Annotated in this window: 18 protein-coding genes; 9 read left to right on the forward strand and 9 right to left on the reverse strand. The window is 70.7% G+C overall.

Features of this window, described 5'->3' with window-relative positions; all coding sequences use genetic code 11:
* On the reverse strand, positions 1-1197 hold the full coding sequence (locus tag EV659_RS01525; protein WP_132706811.1) for a cysteine desulfurase family protein: 1197 nt from the start codon (positions 1195-1197) through the stop codon (positions 1-3).
* A gap of 112 nt (positions 1198-1309) precedes the next feature.
* On the opposite strand from EV659_RS01525, the gene EV659_RS01530 reads away from it, so the two are divergent.
* Positions 1310-1960, forward strand: a complete 651-nt coding sequence (locus EV659_RS01530; RefSeq protein WP_132706813.1) for an alpha/beta hydrolase — start codon at positions 1310-1312, stop codon at positions 1958-1960.
* A 13-nt stretch (positions 1961-1973) separates the two neighbouring features.
* On the opposite strand, the gene EV659_RS01535 is transcribed toward EV659_RS01530, so the two are convergent.
* Positions 1974-3173 (reverse strand): anhydro-N-acetylmuramic acid kinase, encoded by a 1200-nt coding sequence (locus EV659_RS01535; protein ID WP_424511434.1) that lies wholly within the window; start codon positions 3171-3173, stop codon positions 1974-1976.
* A 315-nt stretch (positions 3174-3488) separates the two neighbouring features.
* On the opposite strand from EV659_RS01535, the gene tyrS reads away from it, so the two are divergent.
* A complete protein-coding gene (gene tyrS, locus EV659_RS01540; protein WP_132706816.1) occupies positions 3489-4745 on the forward strand; it encodes a tyrosine--tRNA ligase in 1257 nt (418 codons plus the stop codon).
* Positions 4746-4785: 40 nt separating this feature from the next.
* On the opposite strand, the gene EV659_RS01545 is transcribed toward tyrS, so the two are convergent.
* Together EV659_RS01545 and EV659_RS01550 are read right to left on the reverse strand one after the other, a co-directional pair.
* Complete coding sequence (locus EV659_RS01545) at positions 4786-5754, reverse strand: L,D-transpeptidase family protein (protein WP_132706818.1); 969 nt, start codon at positions 5752-5754, stop codon at positions 4786-4788.
* Positions 5751-9236: a YhdP family protein gene (locus tag EV659_RS01550; RefSeq protein ID WP_165878644.1), complete on the reverse strand. Its 3486-nt coding sequence runs from the start codon at positions 9234-9236 to the stop codon at positions 5751-5753. Before EV659_RS01550 ends, EV659_RS01545 begins: the two co-directional genes overlap by 4 nt.
* 88 nt (positions 9237-9324) lie before the next feature.
* Here EV659_RS01550 and EV659_RS01555 point away from each other — a divergent pair, with 88 nt between their 5' ends.
* The 4 genes from EV659_RS01555 to EV659_RS01570 all read left to right on the forward strand — a co-directional run bounded on the left by EV659_RS01555 (position 9325) and on the right by EV659_RS01570 (position 15090).
* Positions 9325-12225: a bifunctional [glutamine synthetase] adenylyltransferase/[glutamine synthetase]-adenylyl-L-tyrosine phosphorylase gene (locus EV659_RS01555; RefSeq protein ID WP_165878645.1), complete on the forward strand. Its 2901-nt coding sequence runs from the start codon at positions 9325-9327 to the stop codon at positions 12223-12225.
* A gap of 49 nt (positions 12226-12274) precedes the next feature.
* Positions 12275-12742, forward strand: coding sequence for a thioredoxin-dependent thiol peroxidase (bcp, locus tag EV659_RS01560; protein WP_132706824.1), 468 nt, complete (start codon positions 12275-12277; stop codon positions 12740-12742).
* A 487-nt stretch (positions 12743-13229) separates the two neighbouring features.
* A complete protein-coding gene (locus tag EV659_RS01565) occupies positions 13230-14600 on the forward strand; it encodes a M23 family metallopeptidase (protein ID WP_132706826.1) in 1371 nt (456 codons plus the stop codon).
* Positions 14601-14604: 4 nt separating this feature from the next.
* On the forward strand, positions 14605-15090 hold the full coding sequence (locus EV659_RS01570) for a bactofilin family protein (RefSeq protein ID WP_165878646.1): 486 nt from the start codon (positions 14605-14607) through the stop codon (positions 15088-15090).
* Positions 15091-15484: 394 nt separating this feature from the next.
* Here EV659_RS01570 and der read toward each other — a convergent pair whose 3' ends face one another.
* The 4 genes from der to panB form a co-directional block, all read right to left on the reverse strand.
* Positions 15485-16966 carry a ribosome biogenesis GTPase Der gene (gene der, locus EV659_RS01575; protein WP_132706830.1) on the reverse strand — a complete coding sequence of 494 codons (1482 nt, stop codon included), beginning with the start codon at positions 16964-16966 and terminating at the stop codon, positions 15485-15487.
* Between the two features lie 34 nt (positions 16967-17000).
* On the reverse strand, positions 17001-18332 hold the full coding sequence (locus EV659_RS01580) for an outer membrane protein assembly factor BamB family protein (RefSeq protein WP_132706832.1): 1332 nt from the start codon (positions 18330-18332) through the stop codon (positions 17001-17003).
* Entirely contained in the window at positions 18329-19126 is a 798-nt protein-coding gene (locus EV659_RS01585; RefSeq protein WP_132706834.1) for a tetratricopeptide repeat protein, read from the reverse strand. Before EV659_RS01585 ends, EV659_RS01580 begins: the two co-directional genes overlap by 4 nt.
* A 154-nt stretch (positions 19127-19280) precedes the next feature.
* A complete protein-coding gene (panB, locus tag EV659_RS01590) occupies positions 19281-20087 on the reverse strand; it encodes a 3-methyl-2-oxobutanoate hydroxymethyltransferase (RefSeq protein ID WP_420877594.1) in 807 nt (268 codons plus the stop codon).
* Between the two features lie 379 nt (positions 20088-20466).
* On the opposite strand from panB, the gene EV659_RS01595 reads away from it, so the two are divergent.
* Positions 20467-20709 carry a hypothetical protein gene (locus EV659_RS01595; protein ID WP_132706838.1) on the forward strand — a complete coding sequence of 81 codons (243 nt, stop codon included), beginning with the start codon at positions 20467-20469 and terminating at the stop codon, positions 20707-20709.
* Between the two features lie 187 nt (positions 20710-20896).
* A complete protein-coding gene (locus EV659_RS01600) occupies positions 20897-21367 on the forward strand; it encodes a methyltransferase family protein (protein WP_132706839.1) in 471 nt (156 codons plus the stop codon).
* 16 nt (positions 21368-21383) lie between these two features.
* Here EV659_RS01600 and EV659_RS01605 read toward each other — a convergent pair whose 3' ends face one another.
* On the reverse strand, positions 21384-22619 hold the full coding sequence (locus EV659_RS01605; protein ID WP_132706841.1) for an NAD(P)/FAD-dependent oxidoreductase: 1236 nt from the start codon (positions 22617-22619) through the stop codon (positions 21384-21386).
* 301 nt (positions 22620-22920) lie between these two features.
* Here EV659_RS01605 and EV659_RS01610 point away from each other — a divergent pair, with 301 nt between their 5' ends.
* A complete protein-coding gene (locus EV659_RS01610) occupies positions 22921-23373 on the forward strand; it encodes a DUF2147 domain-containing protein (RefSeq protein ID WP_165878647.1) in 453 nt (150 codons plus the stop codon).
* Positions 23374-23397 lie beyond the last annotated feature (24 nt).

Genomic DNA, 23397 nt, shown 5'->3' on the forward strand with positions numbered 1-23397 from the left:
TCAGGCGACCTCCCCCGCTGTTGGGCCCGCTGCTGGGGCCGATGATCCCGCCAGGCGCCGATAAAGCGCGCCCCAGGCGGCCGCCGCCCGGTCCACCTCGGCTTCCGTCGTCGCCCAGCCCAAGCTGATACGCAACGCACCGTCACACAGATCGGCGTCGGCGCCCATGGCCGCCAGCACATGGCTGGGGCTGACCTTGCCCGACGAGCAGGCCGAGCCCGAGCCCACCGAGACCCCGGCCAGGTCCATATGCATCATCTGGGTTTCCGCCTTCAGCCCCGGCACGGCGAAAGCGCTGGTATTGGCCAGCCGCTCTGCCTTCCGGGCGAACACCACCGCCTCGGGCGCCGTCGCGACCACCGCCGCTTCCAGCCGGTCGCGCAAGGCGCCGAGCCCGGCCATGGCGTCGAGCCCCGCCGCTGCCGCCTCGGCCGCTGCGGCGAACCCGACGATGCCCGGCAAATTCTCGGTGCCCGAGCGGTAGCGGCGTTCCTGGCCGCCGCCGGCGATCAGCGGGTCGAGCGCCAGCCCGCCACAAAGCACCAACGCACCGACGCCCGGCGGGCCGCCGATCTTGTGGGCCGACACGCTGAGCGCGTCGACGCCCAAGGCGGCCATGTCCAGCGGCGTCTTGCCCGCCGCCTGCACCGCGTCGGTGTGGACCAGCGCGCCCCGCGCCCGCGCTTCGGCCGCGATCTCGGCCACCGGCTGGATCGTCCCCACCTCATTGTTGGCGACCATCACCGAAACCAGCGGCCGGCGCGCGCCTCGGGCCGCCAGGTCGTCGAGCGCCGCCGCCACCGCCGCCGGCGTCACCACGCCATCGCCGTCAGCGGCAATCTCGACCAATGGCAAGCCTTCCGCCGCCGCGCGGGCGCGCGCCGGGGCGAGCACGCTGTCATGCTCGATGGCCGAAACCGCGAGCCCGTCGACCGGCGCCCGCGCCAGCACCCAGTTATTGGCCTCGGTGGCGCCCGAGACGAACACCAGATCGGCGGGTTTTGCCCCGACCAGGGCGGCGACGCCGGCGCGCGCGTCTTCCAACCGCTTGCGCGCCGCCCGGCCGTCGGCGTGCACCGACGACGGGTTGGTGCCGGCGCCCGCCGCGGCCTCGAACAGCGCGGTCATGGCACGCGCCGCCTCGGGCCGCAGGGGTGCGGTCGCGTTATAGTCCAGATAAACTCGGGTGCGGGTCATGCCGATGGCTCCGCTTGCTTTCGCCTGCGCCACGTCTATATAGAAATTGGAGTCTCATGTGGGTTTTGTGCCCACCGGTTTTCCCATTTAGGTCTTCACACGCCCCATATCCATGCCAGACATTATTTTCAACGGTCCCGATGGCCGCCTGGAAGGGCGCCATAAGGCGGGTGCCAGCGCCACGTCGCCGGTCGCCCTGATCCTGCACCCGCACCCGCAATATGGCGGCACCATGAACAACCGCTTGGTGTACATGCTTTATCACGCGTTCGCCGAACGCGGCTTCGCGGTCATGCGCTTCAACTTCCGCGGCGTCGGCCGCAGCCAGGGCGAATTCGACGGCGGCACCGGCGAATTGTCCGACGCCGCCTCGGCGCTCGACTGGATGCAGACCTTCTACCCCAACGCCCAGGGCGCCTGGATCGGCGGTTTTTCGTTCGGCGCCTGGATCGCCATGCAGTTGCTGATGCGCCGGCCCGAGGTCCAGGGCTTCATCTCGGTGTCGCCGCCGGCCAACAATTACGACTTCTCGTTCCTGGCGCCCTGCCCCAGTTCCGGGCTGATCGTCAACGGCGCCACCGACGATGTGGTGCCGCCAAGCGCGGTATCCAAGCTGGTCACCAAGCTGCGCCAACAAAAGGCGATCACCATCGACCATGAGGTGATCGAGGGCGCCGGCCACTTCTACGAGGAGAGGCTCGACCGGCTCAACGCCACGGTCGGCGCCTATCTCGACCGCCGGCTCGCCGAGCCCGCGGTCTGACCGACCGCCCGCGTCAGCCGACCGCGTGATAGCGGCCGCCGACCACCGGCTGCACAGCCCCCGTGGTCGCCGGCAGGCTGGTATAGAGGCCCTTCAGGTGGCGCACGGCCAGAAAACCGAACGCCTCGGCCTCCAGCGCGTCGGCGCGCCAGTTGAGCGCGTCGACGGGCTCGACCATCACCGGCAGCCGCCGCGCCAACCCGCCTAGCAGGACCGGATTGTGCCGGCCGCCGCCGGTCACATACCAGGCGCCGGGTGGCCGGGGCATGTGCGCCTGAGCCTCGACGATGGTCTCGATGGTGAACGCGCTGAGCGTCGCGGCACCGTCCTCAAGGCTCAGCCCGCGCACCGCTTCGAGCGCGAAATCGTTGCGGTCGAGCGACTTGGGCGGCGCCATGTCCAGATAGGGGTGGTCGAGCATCAGCGTCAGCACACCGCTGTGCACCTCGCCCGAGGCGGCGAACCGGCCGCCATCGTCATAGGCGCGGCCGGTGTGCAGGCGCACCCAATCGTCGACCAGCGCGTTGCCCGGCCCGGTGTCGAAGGCCAGGATCTCGGGCTCGCCGCCGTCGGCCGCCGGCGCCACCCAGGTGACATTGGCGACGCCGCCGATATTGACCACCACCCACGGCGCGCCCGGCGCCCGACGCGGAGCGCCGGCGGGCGCGCCATCGCCGGCGAGCCGCGCCGCGTGATAGAGCGGCGCCAGGGGCGCGCCCTGCCCGCCGGCGACCATGTCGGCGCTGCGAAAGTCATTGACCACCGGGATGCCGAGCCGGTCGGCCAGCCGCGCGCCGTCGCCCACCTGCCAGGTCAGGTGGCGGTCGGGCCGGTGCAACAGCGTGTGGCCGTGGAAGCCGACCACATCCACATCGGCCGGGCCGAGCCCGGTCTCGGCCAACAGCTCCTCGACCACCCCGGCGTGGGCGTCGGTGATGCGGGCTTCGATATCGGCGAACCCGTCGCGCGTGGCGCCGGGCTTGGCGGCGGCGCGCACCGCGTCGGCCAGGGCGGCGCGCAGGCGCGGCTGGTATGCCCGGCTGATAAACGCCCCCAGACCGGTGATGGCGCGGCCGTCGGTTTCGACCACCGCGGCGTCGACGCCATCCTGGGAGGTGCCCGACATCAGGCCGATGGCGCGCAGCGCGCCCTGGCGCCGGGTCGCGGCGCGCTGGCCCGGCCGGCTCGCCGACGCCGAGCCCGCGGGCGGGATCGAAAACGGCCGGGACGGCGACGCGGCACTGGCCGGCCAACCGCCACCGGGAAAGAGATCGGGACGGGGGCCGAGACCGGGATCGGGGGGGGCCGGAGGCACCGGGGCAAAGGGGTGAGACCCAAGGCGGAAAGCGTCAGGACGGGCGGGGACTGTGGGCCGGCGGCCGGGTGCGGACATGAACGAAACGGGGCCTTGTGACAGCGTTGTTGCCATTCAAGGGATATGCTACACGGCACTGCGGCGTTGCCAACCCCTGACGGGCGCGGCAGACGCCGCTTTTTTCGTTTCATCCCCCAACGCATGAGTAAGCCGATGACCCAGCCGCGTTCCCCCTTGATGCAGGAACTCACCGCTCGCGGTTTCGTGTTCCAGTCGACCGACCCCGAGGGGCTCGACCAGAAGCTTCAAGCCGAGCGGGTGACGGGTTATATCGGCTTCGACCCCACGGGCGACAGCCTGCATGTGGGTCACCTGGTGTCGATCATGCAGTTGCGCTGGCTGCAACGCCACGGCCACAAGCCGATTGTGCTGCTCGGCGGCGGCACCGCCAAGATCGGCGACCCGTCGGGCAAGGACGAACAGCGCCAATTCCTGTCCGACGAACAGATCGAGATCAACAAGGCCGGCATCCGGCGCGTGTTCGACAAGTTCCTGAGCTTCGGCGACGGCCCCACCGACGCGATCCTGGTGGACAATGCCGAATGGCTGGACGAGTTGCGCTACATCCCGTTCCTGCGCGACATCGGCCGCCACTTCACGGTCAACCGGATGCTCACCTTCGACAGCGTGAAAAGCCGTCTGGAGCGCGAACAGCCGCTCAGCTTTCTGGAATTCAACTACATGATCCTGCAGGCCTACGACTTTGTCGAACTGGCCCGGCGCTACGGCTGCGTCCTGCAACTGGGCGGCTCGGACCAGTGGGGCAATATCGTCAACGGCATGGAACTCGGCCGCCGGCTCGACGACCGGCACTTGTTCGGCCAAACCAGCCCGCTGATCACCAACGCCGACGGCGCCAAGATGGGCAAGACCGCCAAGGGCGCGGTGTGGCTCAACGAGGACCGGCTGAGCGCCTATGACTACTGGCAATTCTGGCGCAACACCCAGGACGCCGATGTGGGCCGCTTCCTGCGCCTGTTCACCGACCTGCCGCTCGACGAAATCGCCCGGCTCGAAGCGCTGGAGGGCCAGGAGGTCAACGACGCCAAGCGCGTGCTTGCCAATGCCGCGACGACGCTCGCCCACGGCCCCGATGCCGCCCGCGCGGCCGAGGAAACCGCCCAAGCCACCTTCGCCGCCGGCGGTGCCGGTGCCGCCCTGCCGACCCTCGAACTGACGCCCGAGCGGCTGGCCGGGGACGGCGTCGGCGTGCTCGACCTGTTCGTCGAAGCCGGGCTGGCGGACTCGAAGAAAGAGGTGCGCCGGCTGATCGCCCAGAACGGCGCGCGGGTCGACGGCCAGCCTGTGGGCGAAGACTATCGCCTGACCGCCGACGCCCTGCCGGGCGACGGGCTCAAGCTGTCGGCGGGCAAGAAACGCCACGCCGTGGTCCGCCCGGCCGGCGCCTGAGCGCCCCCCTCAGCGCCAGACAGCGCGACAGCGGCACCGCTCAGGCGCCGCTGTCGTCCACCCCGGTGGCGCCAGCCGCGCCGGCCGGGTCGCGGCCATAAAGGTCGTCGCGGCCCTCCAAGCGGCCGTCGGCGCGCACCCGCAGCGTCCAATAGACCAGATAAACCGGCACCGGGGCGGCCAGATCGACCCGCTGCGGCGTACGGCCGGCCAGCACGGCGGCGGTCTCGGCCGGGCGCCAGCCCTGCGGCGCCAGCAGCCATTCCACCAGCGCCAACGCCGCCTCGACCCGCGCACAGCCGGCGCTCAACGCCCGCTCGGCGCGGTTGAAATCCCACCGCTCGGGCGTGTCGTGGATGTAGATATGGTGGGCGTTGGGGAACATGATCTTGACCCGGCCCAAGGGGTTGCCGCCGAGCGGCGCGCGGATCACACGATAGGGAAAGCGGCCCGGGTCGACACCCTGCCAGTCGACCGTTTCGGGGTCGACGCGCACCGGGTCGCGCCAGCCGCGCAGCAGGTGATAGCCGTGACGCGCCAGATAGCCCGGATCGGCGCGCAGCTTGGGCAGGATTTCCGCCGCCGCCATGGACCGGGTCATCTCCCAGGCGGGGTTGAACACCACATACTCGATGCGGTCGGCGAACGCCGGGGTGGCATGATCGCGCCGGCCCATCACCGCGCGGTGACGCACCACCTGGCCAGGGTCGGGCCCGTGGCGGCTGACCGCGAAGCCCGCGATATCCACCAGCACGAAGCGCCGGCCCAAATCATCCGGCAGCTGCGCCCGGCGGGCCAGATTGGCCTCGATCAGCGCGATCCGCCGGGCGTTGGCGTCCGAGTGCTCGGCGCGCCTCAGCCGGTCGAGATGCGCGACCAGCGCCGCGCGCTCGGCCGCCGGCGCCAGATAGCGCGGCGGCTCCGCGGCCCCGTCGTCCGCGCGCACCCCGCCGCCAAAGGCCAGCGCGCCAAGCCACGCCCACAGCCACAGCACCGCCCGCCAACTCATCGAGCGCCGCGCCCCGCCGCCGCTGGCGCGTCCGTGTCGGGTGCCGCACGCGGCTCTGCGCCGGGCGGATCGGCGGGCAGGCCTTGCGCCGGCGCGTCCGGGTCGCCGGCATCGGCGTCGGGGGTGGCGACCGACGGGTGCGGCGGCTCGGGCTCGCTCTGAGGTTCGGAGGGCGGCTCGGCCGGCGATGTCTTGGGCGGGGCAGCGTTTGGGTGCGCCGCCTGCTCGGTCTGCGCGGCCGGCGGCGGGGCGTCCTCGGCCGTCTCCAGATCGTCGATCCGGCCCTTCGGTCCGTCCATCAACCGGCGCAGCAGGCCCGGCGCCAGGACCGACAGTTGGTTGATGCTCACCTGCGGGTCGTCCATCGGACCCGAGATGCGGTAGTTGAGCGCAAACAGCCCCTTGCCCTCGCCGCCCAACAGAAAGTCGCCGACCAGCGGAATCCGGTTGAGGATCGCGTTCAGTCGGTAGAGCGGCACCAGCGTGCCATTGACATTGAGCCGGCTCATGTCGCGCGCCACCTCGCCCTCCATGGTGACCCCGAGGCGCGGGCCGTTGGCGATCACCTTGGAAAAGTCGATCACCGTCGGATCGGCGCGGAACGGCAGCACCAGCCGCTTGAAGCGCAGCCCATCGGGGCCGACCAGGTCCGACAGGTCGCCCGCCGTGCCGGTATCGATCCGCTCGGCCAGTGTCTCGGTGCGCAGCAGGCGAAAATCGCGCACGGTCACTTCGCCCTCGGCAAGGGTTTGGCCGGCCTGCCGGCGGAGTGTCGCCTTGCCCTGCAAGCGCCCGCCCAGAACATTGGCGAACAACCCCAGCCCGCGCAGCAGCGCACCGGTGTCGGCGGCGTCCAGGCGCACTTGGCGGCGCGCGTCCGGCAGCGGCGACAGGACCACGCGCGCCGGGCCCTCGCCGGCGGTAAACCCGATGTCGGCAACGGTCCACAGCCCGGCATCGCGATGCGCCGCCACGGTCAGGTCGATGAAACTCATGGCGTTGGCGACCAGCACCCGGTCGGCGGCCACGGCCACGTCAAGGCGCGCGGGCAAGCCGTCGGCCGCGCCGTTCGGCGCCCGCGATTCCGTGTCCGGCACACCGCGCGGCAACACCCCACGCAGATCGATCCGCCGACCGGTCAGTTCCAACCATGGCGCGCCGTCGCGCGTGCGCCCGAACCGCGCGGCGATGTCCTGGTCGCGAGAGCGCCAATGGTCGAGCGTCGCCCACGCCACCCGACCGTCGCCGTCGAGGCGCAACGCCCCCGCGGCGTCGAGCGTCCAGCCGGTGAGCACCAGGCGCTCGACGGTCACGCCGCCGGCTGCGGGCAGGACCAGCCGCGCGGTCGCCCGCGCCGGCACCCCCACCGGCTTGGCCCAATTGAGCGGGTCGAGGGTGAGTGAGGCAGGCGTCAACTCCACCTCCACGTCGCCCGCCGAGACGCCGCCGTCCGCGCCGGTCAGCCGCGCGGTGAACGGTGCCGAGCCCTCGAATGCGCCGTCGACGCTCAGCCCCAAGCCCGCCAACGCCTCGCCGGTCAACGCGCCCGCCAGATCGTAGCGGGTGGTGGGTTCGCCGGGCGCGGGCTCGAAATCCTCGTGCCAGGCCAGGTCGAGCGGCAGCCCCCGGACCCGGCCGGTGCCTTCGAGCGCCAACTCGGTATTGGTGACCCGCAAGCTCAGCTCGCCATCGTCGAGCGCGCCGTCGGCGGCCATCAAGGGCAGGTGTACATCGCTCAGATCCGCGTCCACCACCACTTGAACGTCGTCGATCAACAGGTCCGACAGCAGCGGAAACGCCAACTCGGCCCGGGTCTGGGCGCGGCCGGAGACCTGGGCCGGGTCGATGCCCATCTCGGAGGGATAGCCGAGCGGCTGCCGGTCCACCAGCGCCAGCACCGCATCCAGATCGGCGTCGGTGGTCAGGCTGACCCGCGCGCGTTCAATGGGCGCGTCGAAATCGTAGAGATAGACGTGCGAGCCGGCGAAGTCGCGCCCGTCGATGAACGCGGTGTCCAGCGCCAGGTCCAGGTCGCGCGTGGTCAGGCGGCCGCGCCCGCTGATCGCCTCGGCCGGCGGCAGACCGTCGATATAGGTGGTCACCAGGCCCTCATAGCCGAAGTCGAGGCCCAAGGCGTCGGCGGGCAAGGCGGCCGCCTCCCAGGCGGCGCGCGGGATCGCCACGCTCAGCGCGGCGTCGGTGACATGACCGGCGGAGATGTTCTCGGCGATCCAGTCGCGCCCGCCGGCGGCCAGACCGGCCGGCCAGTAGCGCACCAGATCGGCGACGCTCAACCGGGTGAAGCCGCCCTTGAGGCTGACCCCCGGTCGGTCGCTGAGCGGCGCGCGCACGCGGCCCGACAGCGACAGGTCGGTGCCGGCAAAGCGCAGCGCCGCCTCGTCGAGCGCCAGCAGCCCCGGGGTCAGGCGCGCGCGAAGCCGCACATGGGCGACCGGCAAGGGCGTGTCGTAGAGCCCGGCGATCGCCATGCGCCCGGGCCCGCCCTCGGCGGTCAGGCGCAGTTCCGGGGGCGCGTCATCGGCCAGGTCAAGCCGGGCAGCGAGCGCCACCGGCACCGCCACGCCCGCCAGGCCGGCCAGTTCGGGGATGCCGGCGGCGAAGCGGTCGGGGCGAAAGCGCCTCACCGTCACATCCAGGTCGCGCAAGCCGGCGCCCACCGCGAGCCCCGCCGACAGCGAAAACGGCGTCGCCCGGTCGGCGACAGCGGGGCGCACCTCGCCGGCGACCCGCGCCGTCAGCCGCGCGCCGCGCCGGCGCAGGTCGGCGCGGTCGACGGTGATGTGCCAGGCCGCGCCGCTGCCCTGTTCCAGCAGCCGGATCGCGGCGTTGCGAATGCGCACCCGGTCGAGCGACGGCATGGCGCCGTTCAGCGGGTCCAGGTCGGCCAGATCGCGGATCAGCGCCAGCACCGCCTGGCCGCTGTCGCCGCGCCCCTGGGGCGACGTCAAGGCCGGCAGTCTCGCGGCCTGCGTCGGCTCCCGCCCCGACGGTCCCGTCGACCCGCCCCCCGTTGCGCCGGCGTCAGACGATCCGGCATCCGTCGGGCGGGCATCGGCCGGTGCGGTCAGGCGCGCCGCCGACCAAAGGATGTCGACCGCCGCGTTGACCAGTTCGATGCGTTCGACCTCGGCGCGACCGGATAGCAGCGGCCGGATGCGCAAGGTCATGCCGACCCGTGGCAGGCGCAGCACCTGGCCGTCGCCCGGCGCCACCAAGGTCACCCGGTCGAGCGCCAGTCCGGCCAGGCCGTCGCGATAGGACAGCACGGTGCGGTCCACATCCACCTGCCAACCGGGCAGCGCGTCGTCGAGCGTCTGGGCCAGACGCGGCGTCACCCACGGCACCACCATAGGCCCCAAGGCCAGCCGCACGGCGACCGCCAAGGCGGCCAGCACAGCCACCCCGGTGACCCCGGCGAGCCCCCAAAGGGTGCAACGAAAACAGGCTTTGACAAGCGCCATGGATGATCCACACAAAAGATGGCGTTGCGTCTTCGCCCCGCTCCCTGCGCACATAATGCGCCCGTTTCAAGGCTTCAGGTTTCTCTACATGACATGCCCGCCAGCCCCAAGCCAGCCGGACCGCGCCGACGAGATGGTCGCGTTGGTGGCCGACACCATCGCGCAATCCTGTGACGCCGCCGAGCCCGACGCCCCCCGTGCATCTGGGTCGCTCGACCCGGCCGCGCGCGCCGGCATCGCCGCGCTTGCCGGCAACAGTCCGTTCCTGGCCCGGCTGATCCGCCGCGACCCGGCGTTCATGGCCCGGGTGGCGACCGAAGCGCCCGACGCCCTGTGCGCCGAGATGTTGGAGACGCTGGCCGCGCGGGCGCCCGAGATCGACGACCGGCGCGGGTTCATGGCCCTGTTGCGCAACGCCAAGGCGCGTCTTGCGCTGCTGATCGCCCATGCCGACGTGACCGGCGCGTGGGATCTGGCGCGCGTCACCGCCGGCTTGAGCGACTTCGCCGACCTGGCGCTCGACCTGGCGGTGGCGCACCTGTTGCGTCGGGCCATGCGCCGCGGCCGCCTGCCCTGGCCCGACGGCAGGGAGGACGCACCCGCAACGCCGGCGCTGTGCCGCGGTTCGGGCTATGTGGTCCTGGCGCTGGGCAAGCACGGCGCGCGCGAGCTCAACTATTCCAGCGACATCGACCTGATCGTCTTGTGGGACAATGAGACGGTCCGGCCGCTCGGCGACACCCTGCCCGGCGACCTGTTCGTGCGCCTGACCAAGGATCTGGTGCAGATCATGGAAGAGCGCACCGGCGAGGGCTATGTGTTCCGCACCGACCTGCGCCTGCGCCCCGACCCGGGCTCGACGCCGGTCGCCCTGTCCATGGCGGCGGCCGAGACCTATTATCAGTCCATGGCGCTCAACTGGGAGCGCGCCGCCCACATCAAGGCGCGCCCGGTGGCCGGCGACATCGCCGCCGGCGAGGCTTATCTGGACCGGCTGCGGCCGTTCGTCTGGCGCAAGAGCATCGACTATGCCGCGCTGGAAGACATCCACGCCATCAAGGACCAGGTCCAGCGCCACTATGGCGCGCGCGCGCTGACCCTGCCGGGCTTCGACGTCAAGCTCGGCCCCGGCGGCATCCGCGAGGTGGAGTTCTACGCCCAGATCAACCAGTTGCTGGCCGGCGGCCGCGACCCGAGCCTGCGCCCGCGCGCCACCGTCGCCGCCCTCGACGCGCTGGTGGCGGCCGGCCGGCTGGCGCCTGCGGTCCGCGACGAGCTGGTCGCCGCCTATGGCTTCCTGCGCATGGTCGAACACCGGGTGCAGATGGTCGACGACCAGCAGACCCAAAGCCTGCCGCGCGACGACGCCGGGCTCGACCGGATCGCCCTGTTCGCCGGCTTCGACGACCGCGCCGGCTTCGAGGCCGCGCTGCTCGGCCATCTGCGCACCGTCCAGGCCCATTATGACGCGCTGTTGCCGCGCGGCGAGACCCCGGCCGGCGGCGACGGGCTCGACACCACGCGCTTCGCCGACCCCGACAAGGCCGAGCAGATCGTCGAACAGTGGCGGCGCAGCCGCTATCGCTGCCTGCGCACCGACCGCGCCCGTCGCTTGCTGGCCCAGGTCTTGCCGGCGCTGACCGACGCGCTCGCCGCCACCGCCGACACCGACCGCGCCCTGGTGCGCTTCGACGCCTTCCTGGCCAACCTGCCGGCGGGCGTGCAGATCTTCTCGCTGTTCCAGGCCCAGCCGCAGTTGATGAAGCTGATCGCGCGGCTGATGGGCACCGCGCCGGCGCTGGCCGACACGCTGGCCAAGCGCCCGGCCCTGCTCGACGCCGTGCTCGACCCGGGCTTTTACGAGCCCTTGGCCGACGCCGACGCCCTGGAGACCGAGTTGGCCGCCGTGCTGGCACGCGCGCCCGACTATGAGGAAGCGCTGGAGAGCGCCCGGCGCTGGCTGGCCGAGCGGCGGTTTCAGGTCGGCGTGCACATCCTGGAGGCGCTGACCACGGTGGAGGACGCCGCCGCCAGCCTGACCGACCTGGCCGACGCCACCTTGCGCGCGCTTCTGCCCGTGGTCGAAGCGCACTATGCCGAGCGCTACGGCCGCATCGCCGGCGGCGGGCTCGCGGTGATCGCCATGGGCAAGTATGGCGGCCGCGAATTGAGCTTCACGTCCGACCTGGACGTGGTGCTGGTCTACCGCGCCGACGACCATTTGAGCGAGTCGGACGGCCCGCGCCAGGTCGGCCCGTCGCGCTATTTCAGCGGTCTGGGCCAGGCGCTGGTGATCGCGGTCACCGCCATGACCGCCGAGGGCCGGCTTTACGAGATGGACACCCGGTTGCGCCCGCAGGGCCGGCAGGGGCCGCTGGCCGTGCACCTGACCACCCTCGACGCCTATTATCGCGAAGACGCCTGGGCGTGGGAGCATCTGGCGTTGACCCGGGCGCGCATCGTCACCGCGCCCGGGGCCATGAACGCGGACCTGAACCACATCCTCACCGACGCGCTCGGCCGCGCCCGGGACGCCGAGGCGTTGCGCACCGACACCCTGGCCATGCGCGACAAGCTGGCCAAGGAGTTTCCCAACCGCTCGCCCTGGTCGCCCAAGCACGCGCAAGGCGGGCTGTTGGACATGGAATTCGCGGTCCAATATCTGGTGCTGGTCCACGCCCACGCGCACCCCGAAGTGGTGTCGCCCAACCTCAAGCACATGATCGAGCGGTTGACCGAGATCGGCGCGCTGTCGGCTGACGCCGCCGCCGTGCTGGTCGACGCCTACCGCCTGCAACACGCGGTTCAAAGCGTGATCCGGCTGTGCCTGGACGACGACCGGATCGAGGCCGACTTCTCCGCCGACCTCAAGGCGGTGCTGGTCAAGGCCACCGGCGCCGACGATTTCGACGCCCTGTCGGCGCGCCTCGCCCGATCCTTGGAGCAAGTGCGCGAAATCTATGATCGGATCCTAGGGGTCGCTGCGTAAGAGATTGGACAGCCACAAGAAACCCTCTCGACATCCAAAGGAGACGCCGATGGCCCCAGAAGCCGGCGATGCCGCCCCCGCCTTCACCCTGCCCGACGACACCGGCGGTCAGGTCAGCCTGGCCGATTTCCAGGGCACCAAGCTGGTGCTCTACTTCTACCCGCGCGACGACACGCCCGGCTGCACCAAGGAGGCGATCGCCTTCACCGAGCATCTCGACGCCTTCAAGGCCGCCGACACCGCCATCGTCGGCGTCTCGAAAGACACCGTGGCCAAGCACGGCAAGTTCCGCGCCAAGCATAATCTGGGCATCCCGCTGGCCTCCGACGCCGAGGCGACGGTTTGCGAAGACTATGGCGTGTGGGTCGAAAAGAACATGTATGGGCGCAAATCCATGGGCATCGAGCGCGCCACCTTCCTGATCGACCGGAACGGCAACGTCGCCCGGGTGTGGCGCAAGGTGAAGGTGCCGGGCCACGCCGAAGCGGTGCTCGACGCCGCGAAAGCGCTCGCCTGAGCCGCGCGCTGGGCGCCCCCGACTCGTTTCCCCGGTCGCGTTTTCCAGCCCCGGTGGCGTTTTCGGGCGTTCTGCTGCGCCCGGAACCGCGCCCCCGCACAGCCGCCCGTCGCACAGCCCCGCCCGCCTTGACCCGGCAGCGGCGCGCGGCAGCGGCGCGCGGCAGCGGCGCGCGGCAGCGGCCACCGGTCGCGGCGACACGCGTCGCCCTAGCGATCAATGGCGATCATTTGACAAACAAAGATTGCCGTCCCACGGCGGTAAGGGATGTTTTGCGCGCCTTTCATTGTCGCGGCTGTTGACGGCGAGGGGGGCGACAGGCTTAATGCACCCGAGCGTTGAAAGGCGTCATCGACGAGGACTTGTCGTGACGCGAATTTAATGAAAATGACCGCTCAATCTTTGAGGTTTATTTACCATGTCGATCTCAGGCGAGCGGCGCGGTATTGGAAAGCTGATACTTCGGGCTTTTCCGGAACGCCAATTGTTGATCCGGGCGCAGGGTAATGTCTCCTATGTGCGCCTGCCGACCCGTGTGCAATTGCTGGGCACGGCGTCGTTGATTCTGTTCGTCGGCTGGACCGGCTATTCGTCGCTGAAACTGATCGGCCGCGACGCCGAGTTGGACGCCAAGAACGCCCGCATCGAAGAGATGCGCCGGGCCTATGGCGGGCTGACCGGCGAGGTGTCGGACTTGCGCTCGCAATTGCTCGACCGCGCCGAACGGCTCGAAGAGCGGCAACGCTTCCTCGAACAGGTGCTCGGCACCGACCCCTTGGTGCTACAGGACCCGGCCGCGACCCCGATCGAGGCCGGCCTGGAGACCGAGGTCGCCCCTGCCGACGCCTCGGCCCCGGCAGCGGACGCCTCCCCTGCCCCGTCCTCCCCGGCAACGGGTGACGACGGCGCCCCGAGCGACACCGAGCCGGCCGTCGGCGACGGTGCGATCGTCCCGCGCACCAAGCCCCAGCCGCCGGCCGACGGCGACACGCTTAGCCGGCTGTTCGGCGGCGCTGGTGCCCATGCCGCCACCGGTCTGTCCCGCGACCCGTCCGACCGCTTGCAGCAGGAAGTCTCGGCGCGTCTCGACCGGATCGAACGCGCGCAGACGTTTCAGGCCAACGAGATCGCCCGCAACGCCCAGGACCGCATCGACCGGATCATGGGCGTCATCGCCAGCACCGGCACGCCCATTGAACGGCTGATGGAACTGACCACCCAGCAGATGGCCGAAGCCGGTCGCGGTCTGCCCTCGCCCGGCGTCGGCGGACCGTTGATCGAAACCGACGGCCCGGCGAGCGCCCTGCCCAAAACACTCGGCGGCGGCAGCGCAGACAGCGAGGCCGGTCGCGACCGGCAAGCGTTGCGCGCCGCCTTCGATGCCCAGCAGCATCTTGAAACCGTGCTCGACGCCGTCGCCGCGATCCCAAGCGCGATCCCGGTGAAGGAAGGCGAGTATTACATTTCCAGCGGGTTCGGCACGCGCATCGACCCGTTCACCAAGCGCCGCTCGACCCACTATGCGCTTGATCTGGCCGGCTGGCCGGGTACCGACATTTTCGCCCCGGCGCCGGGAAAAGTGGTGACCGCGGAGAAGAACTGGCCCTATGGCTGGATGGTCGAGATCGACCACGGCAATGGCTTTCGGACACGATACGGCCACATGCGCAAACTACACGTGAAGGCGGGTCAGCGCGTCGAGCGTCTGGACCGGATCGGCGAGATGGGCAGCACCGGGCGCTCGACCAGTACCCATCTGCACTATGAGGTCTGGTTCGACGGCGAACCGCGCGATCCCAAACCATTCATCGAGGCAGCAGATGATGTTTTCCAAATCCAAAAGCGAGAAAACGGCTAGCACCATGGGGACCGGTTCACGAACCACGCGCACGGTCGGCGGCGGCAGCCCGTCGATCATCGGCGCCGACGTCCATATTCAGGGCAATCTGACCACCGCCGGCGAACTGCAGATCGACGGCCAGGTGGAAGGCGACATCAAGTGCGGCAGCCTGACCATGGGCGAAAACGGCAGCGTGTCGGGCTCGATCGACGCCGACAGCGCGGTGATCAAGGGCCGCATCGAGGGCAAGGTACAGGCCAAGCAGGTGCGGCTTGAAAAGTCGGCCCATGTGGACGGCGACATCTTCCACGAGACCCTGTCGGTGGAAGCCGGCGCGCAATTAACCGGCAAGGTGATCTACGCCAGCCGCGAACCCGAAGCGCCGGCCAAGCTGACCGCCAGCAGCGACACCAGCAAGAAAGTGTCGAGCACCGGTGGCAGCAACAAGGCGTTGCTCGACAGCCCAACCGCCGACACCGGCAAATCGAGCCAGGCTGCGGCCAGCTGACCACAGCCGCACGGCGGCGCTGCGCACGCGCGCAGCCGCCACCGAGCGACCGAACAAGTAACTACACAGATGAACACGCGCGCGCCCCGCGACTTCGGCCCGAAAGGGTCGACGCGGGGCGTTTTGCGATGCCGCTGGGGAGCCTTCCCGACGGCCCCGGCACGCGCCGCTTTGGCGCCGCCCGGCTAAGGCGGGAACATGCCGACACCGCACGGCGTCGCGCCTTGAATAGCCCCGCGCCGTCGCCCTCGCCGGTCTTCGCGAGCGCCGCGACGCAATCCCATCGCCGCCGGCGGTGAACCGCCGGACCCGCCCGGGTCGCGGCCCGGCCGGCCAACGCCCAAGGGATTGCCGCCCCGCCTTGGGGCGGCGGGCACGACAGGGTCTGTAGGCGTCAGCCGCGGCGTTTGTTGGCCTTGCGTTCGCGCGCGGTGCGCCGACCGGTGGCATAGGGGTTTTCGCCCTTGCGCAGGTACAGCCGCAGCGGCACCCCCGGCAGGTCGAAGTCGCGGCGCAACTCGTTTTCCAGATAGCGCATGTAACTGGCCGGCAGGTCTTCGGGCTTGTTGCAGAACAGCACGAAGGTCGGCGGACGGCTCTTGATCTGGGCCCCGTAGCGCAGCTTGATGCGGCGGCCGCCGGGCGCCGGCGGCGGGTTGGTGTCGACCGCCGCGGTCAGCCAGCGGTTGAACTCGCCGGTGGGGATGCGCGCGTTCCAGTCGTCATAGGTCTCGAACGCCGCCGGCATCAGCTTGGTGACCCCCTGACCGGTCAGCCCCGACAGGGTGATCGTCGCCACCCCGCGCGCTTGCGGCATGGAGCGTTGCAGGGCGTCGCTCAACTGGCGCTGGACCGCCAGCCGGTCTTCGACCAGATCCCACTTGCTGAGCGCCACCACCAGGGCGCGGCCCTCGTCGACCACGTCGCGCATGATCTTCAGGTCCTGCTTCTCGACCCCGAGGGTGGCGTCGATCAACAGCACCACCACCTCGGCGAACTGGATCGCCCGGCGCGTGTCGGCCACCGACAGGGTTTCGAGCTTTTCCTGCACGCGGCTCTGGCGGCGCAGGCCGGCGGTGTCCCACAGCATGATCGGCCGGTCGTCCCACTCCCAGGGCACCGCGATGGCGTCGCGGGTCAGGCCGGCCTCGGGCCCGGTGATCAGCCGGTCTTCGCCGACCAGATGGTTGATCAGCGTCGACTTGCCGGCATTGGGCCGGCCGACGATGGCCAGGCGCAGCGGCCGGGCGCGTTCGGCCTCGCCTTCGCTGTCGTCGAACTCGAAGTCGAGATCGCCCTCTTCCGGCTCGCCGTCATCGTCATCGTCGGCCGGCCCAAGGCCGTCGTCTTCGGGGATCAAGGCAGCGTCGCCGAGCGCCTGGCGGATGGCGTCATAAAGCTCGCCCATGCCGCCGGCATGTTCGGCCGACACGGCGATCGGCTCGCCCAACCCCAGCGCATAGGCCTCGTACACCCCGCTGTCGGCGGCCGCGCCCTCACACTTGTTGGCCAGCAGCACGGTGGGCGTCGATTTTTCGCGCAGCCAGGCGGCGAAATGCTCGTCGGCCGGGGTGACGCCGGCGCGCGCGTCAATCATCATCAAGGCCAAATCGGCCTGATCGACGGCGGCGGCGGTCTGGTCGTGCATACGCTTGGCCAGGCTGCCGGGTCCGCCCTGTTCCAGCCCGGCGGTGTCGACCAGACGAAAACGCAGATCGGCCAACCGGCCCTCGCCCTCGCGGCGGTCGCGGGTGACGCCCGGCGTGTCGTCGACCAGCGCCAGACGGCGCCCGACCAGACGGTTGAACAGGGTCGACTTGCCCACATTGGGCCGGCCGACGATGGCGATAAGGGGCGGAGACGCTGTCTCGGTCATGGGGTCCACTGGACTGCCCGGCCCCACCGGCGGATTACCGGAAGGCGAGCAGCTCTCCTTCGGAGGTCAAAATATAAAGGGTCTGGTCGGCGACCACCGGGGCCACCGTGGTACCGGCGGGCAACGACCGGGCCGACAGCACCTCGCCGGTATAGGGCGACAGCGTCAGGGCATAGCCGTGCGACGACACCACCACCAGCCGGTCGCCGGCCAACACCGGCCCGGTCCAGCGGATAATGCCTTCGCGCTTCTCCTGGTCCTCGAAGCGCTGCAACTCGGTCACCCAGCGGATACGGCCGCCGGCACGGGTCATGCCCACCACTTCGTTATCGGTCGTAACCAGATAGATATTGTCGCCGGCGACCCAAGGGGTACTGACGCCGCCCAGATTCTTTTCCCAAATCCGCTCGCCCGAGCGCAGGTCGATGGACACCATGCGGCCGGAATGGCTGATCGCGAACACCCGGCCGCGGTCGACGACGGGGTGGCCGTCGATGTCGCTGAGCGTCGCCAGGGGGGTCATGCGGCGGGTGCGGCTGAGCACGTCCTGCCAGACCACGGTGCCGTTCTCGACCCGATAGGCGTTCAACTCGCCCGAGCTGAGCGCCACCATGGCGGTGTCGTCGGTGAGCACCGGGCTCGACGCGCCGATCACCCCGGCCTGTTCGGCCAGGCCCAATTGCTCCCACAAGACCTCGCCGGTCTCGGCGTCGAGCGCGAAGATCTGATTGTCATGGGTGACCGCGACCACCCGGCCGTCGCGCGCGGTCGGACCGCCGCGCATGGGCACGCCGGCGTCGAACTGCCAGTCGACGCGGCCGGTCTCGGCGTCGAGGGCGGCCAGGATGCCGTGGCCGGTGGCGGCATAGATCCGCCCCTGCCAATAGGCGACGCCGCCGCCGAAGCCCAACCGGTCGGGCTCGCCCTTGCGGGTGATCTGGGTGCGCCAGAGCTGGCGGCCGTCGGCGGTCGCGAACGCGGTGATCTGGGCGTGGGTGTCGATGGTGAACACGCGCTCGCCATAGACCACCGGCTCGCCGATCAGGCGGGTATCGAACGACTCGCCACGGCCGATATCAGCGCGCCAGGCCAGGTCAAGCCCCTGGGGCAGCGCCAGGTGATAGATGGCATGGGACGGCACCGCGCCCGGCTGCGGCCAGTGCAGGTTGCGGTAGGGCCGGGGCAGGAATACCCGTTCGTCGGCCGCCTCGGCGTCCACTTCCAGCTTCTGGTCGGTGGTCAGCACCGGCACCCGGTCGCCCGAAATCGGTTCGGGCAAGCCACGGATTTCCACCTCTTGTTCATCGCCCCCGCCGCACGCGGCGAGCAGCAGACAGGCGACCAAAACCCCACGCCGTGCGCTCATCGGCCGGAACCCTCGCCGCCTTCTTGCCCGGAAGCGCCTTGGGTCGCCTCGTCGGTGGGGCCGGTGTCCGCCCCGGGGGCTTCCACGTCCCCAGCGGGTGCAGCGTCTTCCGCCGCTGCGCCTTCGGGCGCCATCGCGGCCTGAGCATCCCGGACCAACGCCATCAACTCGCCGCGCCGCTGCTGCACCCCGAAGCCGGGCAGATCAAGCTCGCCCAGACGCTCCAGATAGGCTTCGGCCGCCGCCCAGTCGCCAAGCTCCATATGCACCACCGCCAGGAGTTCGAGCGCCGCGCCGGCCATCACACCGGTGCCGCCCGACAGGGGTTCAAGCCGTACGATCACCCGGTCGGCCACCGCCTGGGTATCGCCGTCGGACAACAGGGCACGGGCCGCCTGAAGCCGCGCGAAATCGCGCATCACCGGATCTTCGGTGCCGCCAGCCGCCAGCCGGTCATAGACCGCCACCGCGGCGGTCGCGTCGCCGGCCGCCAGGTCCGCCGCCGCCATGCGCAGGCTCAAAAGCGCGCCATAGCCGGCATCGAGCTCGGCCTCGGCCACCGCCTCAGGGACCGCACCGGCATCGGCGCTGGCCAGCGTTTCGACCAGGCTCACATAGCGATCACTGGCGGCGCGCAATTGCGCCTCGCGCTGGCTCTGCCAGATCTGCCAGCCGGCAACCCCGGCGACGATCAGCACCGCCAGGATGCCTAAGATCGGACCATAACGCTTGAGCAGGGCCACGGTCTGGTCCTTGCGGACCTCCTCGTCGACCTCGCGAAAAATATCGGACATGCAAAACCCCCGCCCGGCATCAGGCCGGCGCCGCCAACGGTGACCGTCAGGAAAGCGGCGCCGGACGGCAAAAGCCTGCCCCGGCGCCCAAAGTCATCCAGCGCCCTAACCCATTTCTCGGGCCTTGACTACCCCTCTAGCGGCAACCGCCCGGCTAGGAGCGGCCGCCATCGTCCTTGAGACCATAGGTCTGGTCGGGCCCGGGAAAACGGCGTGCGCGCACATCCTCGGCATAGGCGCTGACCGCCCGGGTGATCTCGTCGCCAAGCGCCGCATAGCGTTTGACGAACTTGGGCGCGCGGTCGAACATGCCGAGCATATCGTCGATCACCAAAACCTGCCCGTCGCAAGCCGCCGACGCGCCGATGCCGATCACCGGCACCGCCAGCGCCTCGGTGATTTCGCGCGCCAAGGGCTCGGCCACCCCCTCGACCACCACACCGAAGGCACCGGCATCGGCGACCGCATAGGCGTCGTCGATGATCGGCTGCCAATCCTCGCGGTTGCGGCCGTGGGCGCCGTAGCCGCCATAGAGGTGGACGCTCTGCGGGCGCAGACCCACATGGCCCATGACCGGAATGCCCCGGTCGACCAGGAAGCGCACGGTGGCGGCCTGGGCGGTCCCGCCTTCCAGCTTGACCGCCTGGGCGCCGGTTTCCTTCATCACCCGACACGCGGTCTCGAACGCCTGGGTCGGCGACGCCTCATAGCTGCCGAACGGCAGGTCGACGACCATCAGCGCGGTTTCCGCGCCGCGCCGCACCGCGCGGGCGTGGGCGAGCAACAGATCGAGATCGAGCGGCACGGTGCTGTCCAGCCCATGCACCACCATGGCCAGGCTGTCGCCGACCAGCAAAAGGTCGCACAAGGGGTCGAGCAGCCGCGCCATGGGATAGGTATAGGCGGTCAGGCAGACCAGCGGTTCGCCGCGCTTGCGCGCCCGGAAGCGCGGCACGGTCATGCGCGGCTTAGACGCGGCCGGCGGGTTTGTGTCCTTGGTGGGGCCGCCGCCTTCGCTACCGTCCTTGGCCGCCGCATCGGGGCTGGGAGCATGCCTGCTCATCGCCTTGGTCCTTCCCTTCGCCGGGCGACGTCGCCGCCCGGGGCCCGCTGTCGGGCTCGATCCTTGCCTAATCCCGGCGGGCCATGACACGGGCGCCGGGCGGGTTTCTTCGCCTTGTACACGATCGCCGCCGCGGTGCAAAAGCCTGCCGGCACGCAAGACCGGCGCCGCTCGGGTGCACGTCCCCCGGACAAGGATCGGGCCCGGCGGTCACGAAATCGCCGCATCCGTCGGGCAATGTCGAGCCCATGATGGATCGACGCAGACGAGGCCGACAATGACGCGCTTGCCCCGCCCGGTGCCCCTTGGCGTGACGCTGATCGTCGCCGGCGCGCTCTGGCGCACGGTGGAGATGCTGGTCCATGGCGTCCGCTTCGACGCCGGCGACCTGCTCCCCGGCGCGCCGGTTTTGCCGCTGTCGTTCGCGATCAGCGGTACGGGCGTCGCGCTGTTGTTCGCCGTCGGCGTGACCCGGGCCGTGCGCCGCCGCGCCGGTCGCCGCAGCGTCGCGCACGGCTGATCGCGGTCCGCGCCCCCGTCTTGTGCGGGGCCGGCCTGTGCGGGACCGGCGAGAGCGCGCCGGACACGATCCGTCAGACGTGAACCGGTGCCAGCGGCGGCCCGCCTGGAGCGGCGGGACTTGCATTCGCGCCGCCCGCGCCCGACCATCCGCGCCGTGTCCAAGCCAAGAGAGGAGACATGACGCCATGCGATGGCTGATCCCGCCGGTTTTGTGGTTTCTGTGCGCCGGGCTGATCTTTGGCCTGGCCCGCCTGGCACCGGCCTTAGGGCTGCCCGACCTGGCGCTGGCGCCGGGGGCTTCGGCGCGCACCATGCTGGTGGCCGGGCTGGCGCTGATCGCCCTGGCCGGTCTGCTCAAGCTGCTGGCGGCTTATGAGTTCCGCCGTGCGCGCACCACCATCCACCCGTTCCACGACCCCGACCATCTGATCACCCGCGGCGTGTTCGCGCGCAGCCGCAACCCGATCTATCTGGGCCTGGTGATCTCGCTCGCCGGGGTGGCGGTGATCGCCAATACCGCCTGGGGGCTCGCCGTCGTGGCGCTGTTCTGGCTGGTCTGCGACCGCTGGTACGTGGCGGTGGAAGAAGCCGCCGCCCGGCGCCGCTTCCCCGCCGACTTCGACGCCTATTGCGCGCGCGTCCGGCGCTGGATCTAAGCCCGACGCGCCGGGCTTAAGCCGCCGCCAGGGCCGCTGCCGCCAGGTCGCGCATCTTCACCGAGGTGTCGGCCACCGCCGTCGCGTCGAGCCGCGCACCGGCCGGGATCAGCTTCTTCGCCGCCAGAAATTCCGGCGCTGAATTGACCGCCTCGACCGCGCGCAGCCGGTCGCCGGCGAAATAGAACAGCGCGAAGCGGCCGGCCTCGGGCTCGCCGCGCACCACCGTGTGGTCGGAACCGGCGGCAAGCCCGGCGATCTGAAGCTTCAAGTCGTACTGGTCGGACCAGAACCACGGGCAGTCCTCGGCCGGGCGCGGCTGGTCGAGGATCGCGGCGGCGGCCAGCTTGCCCTGCTCGACCGCATTGTGGACGCTCTCCAGCCGGCCATGGCCGCCATGGTGGACCAGCGGCCGGCGCGTGCAGTCGCCGGCGGCGAAAATCAGCGGGTCGCTGGTGCGCGCGTCGCGGTCGACGACGATGCCTTCGGCCACGTCGAGCCCGGCCTCGGCCGCCATCTCGGCATTGGGCAGGATACCGATGCCGGTCAACACCAAGTCAGCGGCCAGGCGCTCGCCCGACGCCAGCACCGGCGTGACAAGGCCCCCGTCGCCGCCGGCCTCGACCGCCGTCAGTTGCGCCCCGGTGCGGATGGCGACGCCGCGCCGGCTGTGCTGCTGTCGATAAAACTCACTCAAGGTGGGGCTGGCAACGCGCGCCAGCAGCCGCTCGGCGCGTTCGAGCACGGTGACGTCGAGCCCCAGGCTATGCGCCACCGCCGCCGCTTCGAGGCCGATATAGCCGCCGCCGACGATCACCAGACGCCGCCCGGCCTGCAGGCCGGCGCGAATGCCCTCCACATCGGCCAGGCTGCGCAGGTCGAACACCGCGTCCGGCGCCGCCACGGGGACCGGCAACGGCCGCGGCCGGGCGCCGGTGGCCAGCACCAGCCGGTCATAGGCCAGCGCGCCGCCGTCATCGAGTTGCACCCGGCGCGCGCTGCGGTCGATGGCGGTGACCCGGCGGCCGAGCAACAGGTCGACCCGGCGCTCGGTATACCAAGGCTCGGGGCGCAGCGGCAGGCGCTCGGCCGGAAGCTCGCCCAACATATAGGCCTTGGACAGCGGCGGACGCTGATAGGGCAAGACCGGCTCGTCGCCGACCAGGGTCAGCCGGCCGTCGAAGCCGCCCTGGCGAAGCGAGGCGATGGTTTGTTGCGCGGCCTGTCCGCCGCCGACGATGACCACATGCATGGGCAACCCTTTCCGCTTGGCGCCGACCCGGCCCAGGTCCCCAGCCTATAGCATATCCGCACGCCGCCGCCACACGCCCCCGCCCGCCGCGCCGCCACGGCGAGACACCAGAGCCCCGACCGCCTGTCCACGGACAGCGCCGAAAGCCCTTTCCCTTGATACCGATTAATGTAAAGTCGCATCCGTTGTTCAGAACCAGAAAGCCATGGCCATGCCCCGTTACCGTCCGTCAGCCTCTCGCCCTGCCCTCTGCCGGTGCCGTGCCCTGGCGGCGGGGCTGTTTCTCGGCATCGGCGGGGCCATGGCGGCCACCGCACAAGACAACGCGATCGACGCCCATGACGTCTATGGGCGCTGGCTGACCGAGGATGACGCCGCGGTGATCACCGTGCGCGACTGCGGCGACGGCAGCCCGTGCGGCACCATGACCTGGCTCAACCCCGACACCACCGACGCCTGCCGCGACCGCGCCAACCCCGAGGCCGCGCTTCAGGACCGCCCCCTGCTCGGGCTGGTCATGCTCGACGGCTTCGAGCGCGGCGAGGACGGCTGGCGGCGCGGGCAGATCTACCATGCCGAGCGTGGCAAGACCTATCGCGCCCTGATCCGCCGCACCGGCGCCGACAGCGCCCAGGTCAAAGGCTGTCTGGCGTTTTTCTGCCAAAGCCAGGACTGGACGCGCGCGCCCGACACGCTGGCCCAGAGCGCCTGCGCCGCCGAGCCCGGCGCCCGGCCGGCCGACCCGGCGCGCTGAGCGCCCGGGCGGTCGCCCGCACCG

The organism is Rhodothalassium salexigens DSM 2132, from assembly GCF_004341375.1.
GTDB lineage: Bacteria > Pseudomonadota > Alphaproteobacteria > Sphingomonadales > Rhodothalassiaceae > Rhodothalassium > Rhodothalassium salexigens.